The sequence below is a fragment of the Undibacterium sp. Ren11W genome, from assembly GCF_049340485.1.
Taxonomy (GTDB): Bacteria; Pseudomonadota; Gammaproteobacteria; order Burkholderiales; family Burkholderiaceae_D; genus Undibacterium.
The window spans coordinates 405,514-418,905 of the sequence record NZ_JBMPPB010000001.1; the positions used below are offsets into that span (position 1 = coordinate 405,514).

Consider the following 13,392-nt stretch of genomic DNA (forward strand, 5'->3'; position numbering starts at 1 on the left):
TTACAGCAGCTCTATGCTTTGTAGGTTCAGATAACTGCTCTCACGGATAGTCGTCACAAAATCATTCAAATAGGCCTTGTCCGCCAGTTCTGGCAGACAGGCAGCATACAGTCGGCCGGTCAAGCCCGCGCTGCCGATGCGCTTAGCCAGTACATAATCACGATTTAGATAATTTTGGGCGGCCCATAGCGGCAGCGTGGCGATACCGCGTTTGCTGGCGACCAATTGCAACATCGCCACCGTCAGTTCGGTAGTGCGGCGGGCCGCGGGTGTGATGCCGGCCGGTTTCAACACTTGCCGCACTACGTCTAACATCTCGTCGGGTACCGGATAGGTGATCAGGGTGTCGCTGGCAAAATCCTCGGCCAATAAATAGGTTTTGTGCGCCAGCGCATGGTCTTTGGCCAGTAGCGCCACGATCTCAAAGCGAAACAGCGGATGGTAACGGACCGCCTCAGTCTCATCCATCTCCGAGACGATCGCAATATCGGCCTTGTGCTCATACAACAGACCAACCGGGTCGGCCTGAAAGCCGGAGACGATATCCAACTCGACCTCGGGCCAGCGTTGGCGGAATACGTCCATGGCTGGCATCAGCCAATCGAAACAGGTATGGCACTCCACCGCGATGCGCAATTGTCCAGCCACGCCTTGCGCCAGCCGCGCCAGATCGCGCTCGGTATTGGCGACCAGCGGCAAGACGCTATCGGCTAATTGCAAGAGTCGCTCGCCCGCCGCGCTAAAACGGATAGGCGTGGTCTTGCGCTCAAACAGCGCCACTCCATGATGCTCTTCCAGCAGTTTGATCTGGTGCGACAAGGCCGATTGCGTGAGATTGAGCAAGACCGCCGCGCGCAAGAGATTACCGGCTTCGCGCAGGGCATGCAGAGTTTTTAGATGACGTAGCTCGAGGATAGATTGCATGGGAAAATTTTACTATGAATGAAATTCAAGTTAATTCTTAAAATATGTCGTTTGAAGCATAGTCAGAATTCTATCATGATGACAACACTAACATTGATAGGAGCAAAAAATGACACACGCAACACCGAGCCGTGCCCATGTTTTGGGTTTTCCGCGCATAGGCGCGCACCGCGAATTAAAGTTTGCGCAAGAAGCTTACTGGAGCGGCGCCATTAGTGAGGCTAGCTTGCGCGATACCGGCAGCGCCTTGCGCCAGCGTCATTGGGCCTTGCAGCAAGACGCCGGTCTGGATCTGGTCTGCGTCGGCGATTTTGCCTGGTACGATCAGGTACTGAGCACGCTGGCCTTGCTCGGCGCCTTGCCCACGCGTTTCGGTTTCGAGACTGCGCAACTGTCTTTGGCGGATTATTTTGTCGCTGCGCGCGGCAATCCTCAGCATCACGCGATGGAGATGACCAAATGGTTCGACACCAATTACCATTATCTGGTGCCGGAATGGACTGCCGACACCCGTTTTGACGGTGGGGTAGAGTGGTTGTTTGAAGAGCTGGCAGAAGCACAGGCTTTGGCGCATACGCCCAAAGTGACTTTGTTGGGGCCATTGAGTTTGCTGTATCTGGGTAAGCTCAAGGGCGGGCTGACGCATAGTCTGGAACTACTGCACAAGTTGATACCGGCTTACCAAACAGTGCTGACGCGCTTGCAGCAAGCCGGAGTCGAATGGTTGCAGATCGATGAACCTATTCTGGCCCAGGATCTGGATGCGCAATGGCGCAATGCATTTTTACCCAGCTACACGGCGCTGGCGCAGCAAGCTCCCAAGCTGATGTTGACCACTTATTTTGAAGCAGTCTCTGAGCATGCTGCTCTGCTCCATAGTCTGCCGCTAGACGGTGTGCATCTCGATCTGCTCAGGGCACCGCAACAGCTCACAGTTTTTCTGGAAAACTGGCCGCAGGGCCGCGTCTTGTCGGCTGGCGTGATAGATGGCCGCAACATCTGGCGCGCCGATTTGTCGGACTTACTCAAGCAATTGCAGCCGCTACAGCAGCAACTCGGCGATAAGCTGTGGATCAGTAGTAGCTGCTCGCTGCTGCATGTGCCGGTCGATCTGGCAGCCGAGACCAGCCTGCCGCCCGAGACTCTTAGCTGGCTGGCATTTGCCACACAAAAGCTGGATGAAGTCGTGGCCTTAAAATTAGCCTTAAATGGCAATGCGGAAGCGGTCTTGCCGCAATTTATCGCGGCGCAAACCGCTATCGCCAGCCGTGCCAGTTCGGTGCGCATCCATAATCCTGTGGTGCAAAAGCGCCTGGCCAGTGTGCTCAGCGCAGACGCACAAAGGCAGCATCCATTTAGCCAGCGCATCGCGGCCCAGCAGCAGCGTTTTGCCTTGCCACTGTTTCCCACCACCAGCATAGGCTCGTTCCCACAAACGGCCCTGATACGGCAAACCCGCGCCGCCTATAAACGCGGCGCAATTAAGCATATTGAATATCTGGAAGCGATGCGCGCCGAGATCCGTCTGGTGGTAGCGGCGCAAGAGAAAATCGGCATCGATGTACTAGTGCATGGCGAGCCTGAGCGCAACGACATGGTCGAGTATTTTGGCGAACAATTGTGGGGCTATGGCTTTAGCCTCAATGGCTGGGTTCAGAGTTATGGCTCGCGTTGCGTTAAGCCGCCATTCATCTATGGCGATGTGTATCGGCCCGAAGCGATGACGGTGGCATGGAGTGAGTATGCCCAAAGCCTGACCGATAAACCCATGAAGGGCATGCTGACTGGCCCGGTCACCATGTTGCAATGGTCGTTTGTGCGCGACGATCAGCCGCGCCAGACTACCGCTTTGCAAATCGCGCTGGCCTTGCGCGACGAAGTGCAAGATCTGGAACGCGCCGGAATAGGCATGATACAGATAGACGAACCGGCCTTTCGCGAAGGTTTGCCTTTAAAACGCAAAGACTGGGCCGCCTATCTCGATTGGGCGGTGCAGGCCTTTAAACTCAGTTCGGCCGGTGTCAGCGACGAGACCCAAATTCATACTCACATGTGCTATTCAGAGTTTAACGACATCCTGCCATGGATCGCCGCCATGGATGCCGACGTCATCACCATAGAAACCTCACGCTCGGACATGGAATTACTCGCCGGCTTCGGCGATTTTGCCTACCCCAACGACATCGGCCCCGGCGTCTACGACATCCACTCACCACGGGTGCCGCGCGTGAGCGAAATGCAAAATCTTTTGCAAAAAGCCAGAAGCGTGATCCCCGACGCAAGGCTATGGGTGAATCCCGATTGCGGCTTAAAAACCCGCAACTGGCCAGAAACCATCGCCGCCTTAGAGCACATGGTGCAAGCGGCTAAGTTATTGCGTGCCAGTGCCAGCATCAATGATGAGGCCGAGCATGTCAATTGCTGTTAGTTTTTAAAAGCAGGGTGGCTCAGGGCGCATATTCCATGCGCTTCTCCAGGCATGTTGGCTTGCAGGCCGCATGGGATATGCGCAGTGGCGGGGGGATGTTGTGTGATGGTAAAAGTTTTCTAAGACTTGCGATTGATATAGGTGATTTGCTTCGCCGGGCGATCGCCAATATGCCGTCTAAAAATTTTATCTAGACTGCTGTCCTCACGCATAGAATGCATGGTTTTTTCAAGAATTTCAAATTGAGTTTGAGTTTGAGTTTGACTTAGCCTTAGCCTTGCCTTCGAGAGTGTCAAATTATGCACAATACGATCCGAAGGCGACCGGTCTAAAATTAAAGTGGTGTCGACTAATTGAGTTTGTTGCAGCATGGGTTGAAAGCTGGTGGGGAGCGCCAACAACAGCACCGCAGTGATCAATGGCTGCCAGCGTTTTAGGCACTGCGGGGTGCGTTCTTCATATGCTCTGACTAGGTGAGTCTAAGGACAAGCGCAATAGTTGGAAAGTGGAAAGAGCTATTTTAAACATGGTTTCTTGGTCGGGAGGTGCAAGGAGTGTTTAGCCTTGTTAGAAATCCGTCGGTACGGTAAGGCAGGGTTCGGGGCGCTGCACGAGATTCGAAACTATAGAGGCTTAATCAAGGGGGCTAGTCTTCAGAAAATATGCGGAAGTTATTGCGACCATGACGCTTTACTTCATACATCGCTTCATCTGCCTGGCGTAATAATTCCTCTCGGTCAAAGGCCAGACCGTGGCTGAAACTGATGCCTATGCTGGCACCGATTTCTACCGCGATTTCTGCGCTGATAGGTATGGCAACGGAGGTTCGATTGATAATGTTTTTTGCGATTTTTTCCGCTTGTGCTGGATTATCAAGATCTCTGACCAGTATCACGAATTCATCTCCGCCCAGACGCCCTATGAAATCCGTCTTGCGCAAGGTTTTTCGCAGTATTTGAGTGAAGTGAATCAGGACTTTATCACCAGCTTCATGACCATAGACATCGTTTACCTGCTTAAATTTATCCAGGTCAATTAAAAACAAAAAAACACGTATGGTGGAATCATGCTGTACTTCTTTCGCTAACTTTTGCAGCTCCAAATCAAAACCAAGGCGATTGTCTACACCAGTCAAGTGGTCGGTGACAGCTAGATGTTGTGCGTTTTCCTCGCGCGCCTTGCGACTGGTGATGTCATTGAGCAGGCCTTGAAACACGCCGTCTTCAAGCGAGGAAATCACGATGTTGAGCCATTTATTATCGTTGTTGGGAGCGACATCAATCGAGAAATCCTCACCGACGGCCTGACCGTTGGTGAGCGCCTGGTCTATCATCAGGTGCAGTCGCATCTCCTGTCCCACCAGCGCTTCGAGCAGGCAGGATTTGCTTTTTTGCTCGCTTAAATCGGACGCTAAGCCGAGAGTGCGCAAGAAAGCTTGGTTGTAGGAGAGTACCGTGCCACCAGTATTGATTAAAAAGATACCCGTTTCGGTGTTATCAAAAATCGTCTTAAATTTCTTTTCTCCGATCTGATGACTGATGCGTAACTGTCGTTCTTCATCGAGTGTGCTGACCAAACTGGTCACCAGTGCATTGACGTCGCCGACCAATTGTCCGATTTCGTCGTGTTCATTTCCGATGGGCAGCTCTAACTGAGCGCCACTATCGGGGGATAAGCGATGTAAGCAGTCGGATATATTTTTAATCGGTCGGGTAATGATATGGATGACGACTAAAACCACGGCCGTAGCAAGAAGGAACGATTGCAATATGAGCAAAAAAACGACACGTTGTGCGCTAGAGATCGCTTCATTTTGTAAAAATGCCTGATCCGGTTCGAGCACAATACGACAGACCTTTTCTTTTGCATTGAAGGGTGAGAATACATCGCGCTCTATTGTTGCGGCGCGCTCGCCAGGCATCTTGATGACAGCGTTTCCGCTTATTTTCTTTCTCTCTGAATAGGCCAATACGTCAGTGCCGGCAATAATTTTTACGCTCCTGACGTCTTTGTTACGGATCAGGCCACCGCTAACTTCAGACGCAAGCGTGCGATCCGAGACAAAACAGGCAATGCTGGTAGTATTTTCTACGGTGCTGAGCAAGTCTATCATCCGTTCCCTGCCATGTTCGTACTCGTGACGAAGGGCAGTGAAATAGCTGTATGCCGCAAATAAGGTGCCAATCAAGACGATAATAGTCAGCAGCACGAAAGTGCTGCGGAACACGATACTGGTACGAAATAATCGCATCATAGTCAATTATTGAGCCAGGTCAAAAATCACTTTCACTCGTTTATCCACCTTTTTTCTGTCGATATAGGCCAAGGCACCCTTGTTATTTTTCACAAACTCGATGGCCTCGTCCACATTTTCAGCCTGGCGCGGTGGCGAACCCTGCCCGGAAAACATCAGGCGCGCCCAATAAGAATTAATCTCGGCTAATTCTTTCCCTACCAAGATGCTGTAAAACTGGGCTTTTTCTCCGGGCGGCTGTTTTAAATCCAAAGGTATCGCAGTTTCACCGTTTGCTAATTTGCGATATCTTCCCATATAGATATTAATCACCTCATCCTTACTCATTTTTTCTATGCCGTTGCTGGGATGCGTAACAACCACCAGATCTGCCGCCATGGACAAGACCGTAGTCAATAAAAGAAACAGTGTCAGGCTTACCGTCTGGAAGGAGCGAACTCTCATGTCCGCTCCTTAAAAGACGAAGTCAAAAGCGATGCTAAACAAGGTGGCTCGTCCATTCCAGCTAGGTTGCACATTACGAAGTAATAAATTTTGTTTGCTACGGATGTGGTCTATCTGAAATTTTAGGTCCATTTTTTCAGCAAAGTCATAGCGCAGTCCCAGCGACACGGTGCTTTGATCTGCAAGTTGACCTTCTGAAGTGACGCGGTAAGCATGTGCGATGGCATCAAGGTTTGGATCAATCCCCGGTGGGAGATGTAAGACCGGTGTGGATGTGTTGGGGCGAATTGCCGAATAAGTGATATACGGTGTCCATTGCTTCAGCCTATAGCTAATGGTGGTGTAGCCGGCGATATTTTGCGGAAATGCGATCAGATCAGACTTTAGTTTGCTTAGCATCAGCTGCGCCTGTAAGGGGCCATTGTCATAGGCGACTCCCGCCGACAGATAATCTACGGTCTTGTCCTTAAAGGTAATTCTATCGGCCAGAGCTGCCGCATTTGGATCAAAATATTGCAGCGATGGCGAGCGTAGAGCGTCTGCCAGTTCTTGCATCTGGGGAAATTCATTATTAAACCTCAGGCGGGCACCACCGGCCCGAAATTGCCAGTGCTGGTTCTGATATTCGAGATAAGCGCCCAGCAAGGGTGAGCCAGTCAGGGGAAACACCGCGCTATAGTTCCCGCCTATGGCAGGTTTTTCTCGCGCTTTGCCCACATACAGTTTTGCCCGTAACACCCCATCACTGAGTGGCGTTTTTAGTACCGCATCAGCGCCATCAAGATACGATAGCGTCAGAGGGCCAAAGTATTCGATTGGCGGGCGTACCCATTGATATGAATAGCCGACATCGCGTGAGTCGGCTAGTAGATAGACATCAAAGCCTAAGCGTCCTGCGCGCATTTGTACCGTGTCATTAGGCGTATATCGGGCGTATGCCCATGTCAATTCTGGCTGAAATTCGGACTGGCCGCGCCGGCTCACCGCTTGTATCGAAGCGCCAAATTCATCGGCAGGGCGCAGGTCAAGCTGCAAGCCGAGCAGGGAGTCCATACCAAAATCGATGCTCCGGGAGTATCCAACGCCATCACGTTGCAACAGACTACGCACGAAATCAACCTGATTGCTACTGCTATGTACTGCCCCCAGAGTTCCATAACCGCTGATATGAAACGATTTACTGGCCTCGTCTATTTGCGCTTGTGCAGCGCTGATCAGTAACTGACTACTTAAGGCAAATAAAGTAATGAGAAATTTGTAGTTCACAGAACACTCCTAAGATCTCTATGAGGGAGTAACTTCACCTGAAATACGATCGCGCTGCGTAATATGGCGCTGTGGCGTGTAAAACTAGAGCAGCCAACATCATTCTTTCATGTAAATAGAATAGCTGAAAATGCGAGCTTGGCATAGGAGAAAGACCTAAAACGCCACTCTCATCCGGTATTGATAGCCCTTACTGAGCAAAGGCAAGCCTTAGATGCAGGATCAAAGATCAAAGATCCTTGATCAGTATAGTCAAATAGTGCATCTGGGATTGCGAGGTCTTCAATAGACGTGGCTCGCGACGACTAGGATGGGCAACTTCGCTTACCGTTGAGGCCCTCCATTTTGTCTAATGCTATGCAATTCCAAGAATATTTTAGTCTGGTAGGGTGGGCACCGCCTGTGTGCCCACGCGGATGATTAACCCAGTAAGGCGCAATCTTTGTGTAAGGCGTCCATGCCTAGCAATTGCGCCGTAAGAAATCTGTATAGGCACCCGACCAACACGCATATTCCATGCGCTTCTTCAAGCACACTGGCCTTTCAGACGCATGCGTGCCGGGTCTTCATTTATAGATGCCGCAGCCTACGATCACGGTGTCGAATTTTTCTATATACATAGACTTGGGCTCGATCTGCTTCGAGACAGGATTGAGAAATTTGTAATCCTGCCAGGCGCTGCCATTCTTCTTGGCCAGTTCGATGCGCTCCTTGATGAAATGCTTGCCGTCGACATCGGTGAGTTCAATCATATCTTTGCCAACCATCTTCGGATTTAGGTGCGCCAGATTCTGTCCGCTCATGCTGTAGACCACCACGTACAAATCCTTGTCTTTATATTGTCCATCGCGTTTGTTGATCTCGGCTATGGTGCTCTCTATGCCATTTTTTTTCATGGCTGTGATGGCTTTTTGTACCATAGACTTGGCCTCGGCGGCGGTGCCATGTTCTTCAGCCAGGGCTGGCTGCGCCAGAGTGCAGAAAAGAGTAAAAAGCATGACAGTAACTGCGCTTAATCGGGTGAACATAGAATAATCTCCTAATTTGGCAAATGCGTCGAGAAACAAAAATAACCTCAGTGATGGGGTAAAACAGAGTTGCTGACCTCAGCATAATGGAGAAACGTGGTTTGCACAAAGGACATTTTTTTGCGAATTTGGCAGGCATCGTAGCGTCCGGCTGAGACGCGTTGTCGGGGCCGCTGTTACTGTCGCTTACAGGCCTCGTGCCAGCGTCGCCGGTGCGATGATTTTATGTGCCGGCCCGACAAAAAACATATACACACGCCCCAGCGTATTGTGAATATGGACCACGGTCGACAGCGCCGCGTACTTGTGCTGGCCCAGAGTTTGTTTGCACAGCGACAGCTTGACGTCGAGGTGCTTGTCTGAGTCGCCTAGGATGATTTCGTCGTCGCTCAGGTGGAGCAGGCAAAAGATTCCGACGCGATCACCCACGCGATACGCACTGGCCGGTTTGGTGTGGCTGACAGCGCCAAGATGGCCGAGGTTTTTTAGCCCGACCAGTGCCACGACCCGGTTGCGCAGCGCCATCAGCGTATTCACCCATGCTGGTGTGATGGCAACGATGCGCAGATACAGTTCCAGCGCCGACAGTTGATCATTGCGCAGAGGCATCTGATAGCAATCGTAAAAATCGGCCCCGGCTAGCGCGCCGGCGATGACACTCTCTGACGGTACCGCGCTGGCGCTAATTGTGCGTTTCATAGAATCTCCCGGACAGAGTTTGTGGTGGATGTTAGCGCGGTATCGAAAGACTGATGGGTCCACGGATTACCGGTCGCCACGTTCGCGCCGATTTTTTTTAGCATATGCATCAGCCCCAGATAGGCGCGGTCAAAATACGGCAGATCCTGGTGGAAGCCGGCCGCCAGTAGCATCATGGTTTTGTTTTGACTGCGGTCCGGTGAGGGGTAGGGCGTTTTTTGGCTGAAATCAAAGTGGGTAGTGCGATACGGTTCTAGTTGCCAGTCTATCAGTGGGGTAATCGCTGGCATTAACTCGGTCTCAAAATCGGCCAGGCTGAGCTCGGGTGAGATCACGCCCAGCGCCAGATAGGCATCGCGCACGGCAGCGTAACTGTCTGCTTCGCCATGCGCCAGCAGTGCGCTCCAGGCCTGCGCCATGGCAGCGCAAAAGGCGGCAGAAATCGTCTTGGTGCAACCAAAATCGAGTACACCTAACTGGCCGTCAGCCATGAACAAAAAATTACCCGGGTGCGGGTCGGCATGCAAGCGGCCCAACTGGCGCACGCTAGTCCAAAACCAGTCGTACAGCAATTGGCCAAAATGGTCGCGCTGCGCCTGGCTTGGGCCGGTTGCCAGCCATGGCTCCAGATGCAAACCGTCTAGCCGCTGCATGCTCAAGACGCGGCGGCTGGAATGGCTGGAGATGGCTCGCGGGATCACGATGCCAGGCAGGCTGACGTGCTGGCGAAACCAGCGTAGTTGTGCGGCCTCGTGCTGGTAATCGAGTTCTTCCACCAGCTTGTGCTCGATCTCGTTCATCATGCGATCGATCAGCTCTTGGCGCGGGATCAGGTTCGAGCCTAAGCCCAACGTCTGCAGGATGCCGCGCAACATGCGGATGTCGCTCTTGACTGAGGCCGCGATGCCAGGATACTGCACCTTGACCGCTAGCAAAGTGCCATCGGCCAGGCTGGCATGGTGCACCTGGCCCAGGCTGGCGGCAGCGAAGGAGTTAGCCTCAAACTGGGCAAATAGTTGTTCCGGTGCTTGCCCGAATTCGCTGCTAAAGACCTTGTGCACCAGGGCGCGATTGAGTGGTGTCACCTGATAGCAGCCCTTGGCCAGTTCGCTGCGTATTCCCTGCGGTAAAAAATCGGCCTCCATGCTGAGTAGCTGGGAGACTTTTAAGGCCGTGCCTTTGAGTTGATTCAGGGCTCGAAACAAGATGCGCCCGAGTTCGGCTTCATGTTGATCCTGTGCCGCTGGTTTATCCTCATCGTCACGCGTCAGTTGGCGCGCCTGATGCCCGAGTTGGGTGATGCCGGCGCGCGCCAATGCCAGTCCGCTGATGGCGCCGCGTTTGAGTTTGCCAGTGGCAGGTGCATTGCTCATGTTATCCCTTATCGGCCAGACCGCGTTTGGCCAGCTTGAGCAAATCCATCAAACCTGAGCCGTTTTGCATCAAACGTGAGAGCTGGTTACGGACCAAAAATCCAGCCAGTTCGGATAGTTTATTCACCACGCCGCTCTTCAAAGCCAGCACCAGTATCGCCAGAGTCAAGTCAACCAGCTGCGTGGTATCGGCAAACTCTTCCGATTCATCTTTTAACCAGTAGGCGATGACGGCCAACAGATAGTCGGCAAATAGCCCGCCCAACAGGTTTTTATAATCACAAGGTGCAATCTCATCTGCCAGTTCCGCCTCTGCCAGAAAGGCCACAATCTGTTGCTTCAGCATTTGCTGCCCGGGGAAATTGTCGCGCATCATCAGCAAGGGCGATTTGCCGACGACACTGCGCGTGATCTCGACAAATTCGCGGTCGGCCAGCAAGAGTTCGAGCAAGGCATCGACCAGCCTTTGCAGCCGCTCCTGCAAGCTAAACTCCGAAAAACCGGGCGTCTCCAGCGTCAGCTCCAGCACAATTTCTATGCCGAGCTCATAGTAAGCGAGCAGCAGTTTCTCTTTGCTGGGAAAGTATTTATAGATAGTCGCATCACCGATGCCCGCCGTGCGCGCGATCTGCTTCATGGTGCTGGCCTCGTAGCCATGCTCGGTGATCAGATCGACTGCAGTACGGATAATCTGACGCCGCGTTTGCTCTTGCTGGGATTTTGAAATTTTCATAATGAATACCAACTATCTTTAAATGTGAAATTTATTAACTACAATGTATATCAAATATCGTTAAAGTGCAAGGGAGCCGTATTTTCACCATTTATCCTCCCCAAATAATTTGAGAATAGACGTAGCTATGCGCAGTATTCATGCGCCTTAGCGGGCAATATGCCTTGGAAAGGCGCATGGATACTGCGCAAAGGTTTTTTTATGTTTTAAAAATCCTCTACTCGGGCGCATCGCGGCGTCGTATGTTCAAGGCGATTCTCGCAATACCGACGGTTTGCTGCGGTTTGCGCCATGCGCGATTACATCTGCCGGAAGTGGTGTAGATAGCTGCGGCTGACGGGGAGCTTTTCGCTACGCCCTTTTAAATGGACGTGGGCGGTTTCGTTTTCGCCGCGTGTCACGTGGCTGATTGCACGCAAGTTGACCACCACTGAGCGGTGCACCTGAATAAAGTGTTGTTCGTCGAGTTGCGCCAAGAGTTCTTTGAGTGGGGTACGGATCAGTGCTTCGCCAATTTTGCCTTCTTCATTGCGCCAGGCGATCAGCGTGTATTTTTCGTCCGAGCGCAAAAAATCGATATCGTCCACAGCAATCAGACGTAGCTCCTGACCGACCATGGCGCGGATACGGCGCAGCGGCTCCGCTGCGTTTTTCTTCTGCAAACGCTGCTCCAGTTTATCCAGCAGCAGCTCGATGTCGGGCGCAGCTTGGGCGACGCGCAGACGTTCGCGCAGGCGCGCCACGGTGTCGGCCAGACGGGCTGGCTCGACCGGTTTGACCAGGTAATCGAGTGCGCCTTGCTCAAAGGCCTGTACCGCATATTCGCTGTGTGCCGTGACAAAAATCAGGTGCGCGCCACGACCGATTTGGCGAGCCGCTTCGACCCCGGATAGACCCGGCATATGGACATCGAGAAAGCATACGGTCGGTTGTAATTCCTGGTATTGCGCTAGCGCTTCGCGCCCGTTGCGCGCCTGCGCCACTACTTCCAGTTCTGGCCAGGCTTCGGCTAGCAGGCGGATCAGTGAGCTGCGCAGTAGCGGCTCATCGTCGGCGATCAGTGCGGTAGGGCGTTGCTGCGTCATGCTTGACTCCTGTTGGCCGGAAAATTGAATTCTACTTTAACACCATGCGGTGACAACTCTGTCAGCGTGAGCTGCGCATCACCGGCATAGACTAACTGCAAGCGTTCGCGCAGGGTCGCTAAACCTGTACCCAGGCTTGCCTCCGAACCCGCACTGCTGTAAGCCAAACCAACCCCGGTGTCGCTCACGGCCGCATAACAACGACCTTGCTGCAAACGCACCTGCACCTGTATGTGTCCACCTTCCTCACTAGGATCGATACCGTGGCGCACGGCGTTTTCGACCAGGGTCAGTAGCGACATGGTTGGGCAGTTGATTGACAAGGCAGCGTCTTCCACGTCGATACTAAATTGCAGCCGGTCGGGCATGCGCATATGCATTAATTCTAAATAGGCGCGTACCAATTCCAATTCTTGCGCGAGCGTGGTGCCAGCCTCATTCAGACGTGGTACCGCAGCCCGCAAATACGCAATCAGGCTATTAAGCACGCTTGAGGCTTGCGGTGATCCTGAATCCACTAATTCTCGTACATTGGCCAGCGTGTTAAACAGAAAATGCGGCTCTACCTGGGCCTGCAACAAGCGCAGTCGCGAATCGAGGGCGTCGCGCGCAAACTCGCTGCGTTCTAGCTCAAATGAGAGTCGCTGTCTCTGTGCTTGTCCGCTAATCTGGCGATACAGCGCCGACATGGCGATCCAGGGCGAGATCAAGACGCCGACGCCGGTCAAGATGCCAAAGCCCGTCAGGCGTAAATTATTTTGGTACCAGGGTTGAGGGTCGGCCCAAGTTGTCAGCGTGTAGACCAGCGCCGCTGCTAACGGAGCAATCAGCGCGACGGCTATCAGTTGCAGCACCCAGTGCGCCAGCCAGGTCGGCAAGCGCGACGGCCATCGCGCCAATATGCCGAATGCCGTCAGTTGAATTGCGCCGACCGACACTAAACGTAACATCAGCAGGCCCCAGGATGACTGGAAGATAGGCATCCAAAGCAGGCTAATAATCAAGCTGGCAATCAGTACCACCCGCACACGGGGCCAGCCAAATAGAGTTGGCGAATCTGATGCTGGGAAAGACGCTTTAGTAATCATGATCAGATAATCCCCCAAAAAATAAATAGATAGCCGCTCCATCTTCAGATCGACCTCGAATATAGTCAGC

12 protein-coding genes are annotated in these 13,392 nt (G+C 52.6%); 2 read left to right on the forward strand and 10 right to left on the reverse strand.

Going from position 1 to position 13,392, the window contains the following annotated elements:
* Positions 1 to 924 (reverse strand): LysR family transcriptional regulator, encoded by a 924-nt coding sequence (locus ACO0K8_RS01880; protein WP_422944920.1) that lies wholly within the window; start codon positions 922 to 924, stop codon positions 1 to 3.
* A gap of 109 nt (positions 925 to 1,033) precedes the next feature.
* On the opposite strand from ACO0K8_RS01880, the gene metE reads away from it, so the two are divergent.
* A complete protein-coding gene (gene metE, locus ACO0K8_RS01885) occupies positions 1,034 to 3,352 on the forward strand; it encodes a 5-methyltetrahydropteroyltriglutamate--homocysteine S-methyltransferase (RefSeq protein WP_422944921.1) in 2,319 nt (772 codons plus the stop codon).
* A 646-nt stretch (positions 3,353 to 3,998) separates the two neighbouring features.
* Here the strand turns inward: metE and ACO0K8_RS01890 are convergent.
* The 7 genes from ACO0K8_RS01890 to ACO0K8_RS01920 all read right to left on the reverse strand — a co-directional run bounded on the left by ACO0K8_RS01890 (position 3,999) and on the right by ACO0K8_RS01920 (position 11,149).
* Positions 3,999 to 5,606: a diguanylate cyclase domain-containing protein gene (locus tag ACO0K8_RS01890; protein ID WP_422944922.1), complete on the reverse strand. Its 1,608-nt coding sequence runs from the start codon at positions 5,604 to 5,606 to the stop codon at positions 3,999 to 4,001.
* A 6-nt stretch (positions 5,607 to 5,612) separates the two neighbouring features.
* On the reverse strand, positions 5,613 to 6,050 hold the full coding sequence (locus ACO0K8_RS01895; protein WP_422944923.1) for a hypothetical protein: 438 nt from the start codon (positions 6,048 to 6,050) through the stop codon (positions 5,613 to 5,615).
* A 9-nt stretch (positions 6,051 to 6,059) separates the two neighbouring features.
* Positions 6,060 to 7,316 (reverse strand): hypothetical protein, encoded by a 1,257-nt coding sequence (locus ACO0K8_RS01900; RefSeq protein WP_422944924.1) that lies wholly within the window; start codon positions 7,314 to 7,316, stop codon positions 6,060 to 6,062.
* A gap of 566 nt (positions 7,317 to 7,882) precedes the next feature.
* The gene (locus ACO0K8_RS01905) at positions 7,883 to 8,344 is read right to left on the reverse strand and encodes a cache domain-containing protein (protein ID WP_422944925.1); all 462 of its coding nucleotides are present in this window, start codon (positions 8,342 to 8,344) and stop codon (positions 7,883 to 7,885) included.
* A gap of 186 nt (positions 8,345 to 8,530) precedes the next feature.
* The gene (locus ACO0K8_RS01910) at positions 8,531 to 9,043 is read right to left on the reverse strand and encodes a DUF2867 domain-containing protein (RefSeq protein ID WP_422944926.1); all 513 of its coding nucleotides are present in this window, start codon (positions 9,041 to 9,043) and stop codon (positions 8,531 to 8,533) included.
* Positions 9,040 to 10,416, reverse strand: coding sequence for an ABC1 kinase family protein (locus tag ACO0K8_RS01915; RefSeq protein ID WP_422944927.1), 1,377 nt, complete (start codon positions 10,414 to 10,416; stop codon positions 9,040 to 9,042). The genes ACO0K8_RS01910 and ACO0K8_RS01915 overlap by 4 nt, the downstream gene beginning before the upstream one ends.
* Position 10,417: 1 nt before the next feature.
* A complete protein-coding gene (locus ACO0K8_RS01920) occupies positions 10,418 to 11,149 on the reverse strand; it encodes a TetR family transcriptional regulator (RefSeq protein ID WP_422944928.1) in 732 nt (243 codons plus the stop codon).
* Between the two features lie 176 nt (positions 11,150 to 11,325).
* Here ACO0K8_RS01920 and ACO0K8_RS01925 point away from each other — a divergent pair, with 176 nt between their 5' ends.
* Complete coding sequence (locus ACO0K8_RS01925; protein ID WP_422944929.1) at positions 11,326 to 11,472, forward strand: hypothetical protein; 147 nt, start codon at positions 11,326 to 11,328, stop codon at positions 11,470 to 11,472.
* Here ACO0K8_RS01925 and ACO0K8_RS01930 read toward each other — a convergent pair.
* Together ACO0K8_RS01930 and ACO0K8_RS01935 are read right to left on the reverse strand one after the other, a co-directional pair.
* Entirely contained in the window at positions 11,449 to 12,234 is a 786-nt protein-coding gene (locus ACO0K8_RS01930) for a LytR/AlgR family response regulator transcription factor (protein WP_422944930.1), read from the reverse strand. The two genes, ACO0K8_RS01925 and ACO0K8_RS01930, sit on opposite strands and share 24 nt — an antisense overlap.
* Positions 12,231 to 13,322, reverse strand: coding sequence for a sensor histidine kinase (locus ACO0K8_RS01935; RefSeq protein WP_422944931.1), 1,092 nt, complete (start codon positions 13,320 to 13,322; stop codon positions 12,231 to 12,233). The genes ACO0K8_RS01930 and ACO0K8_RS01935 overlap by 4 nt, the downstream gene beginning before the upstream one ends.
* Positions 13,323 to 13,392 lie beyond the last annotated feature (70 nt).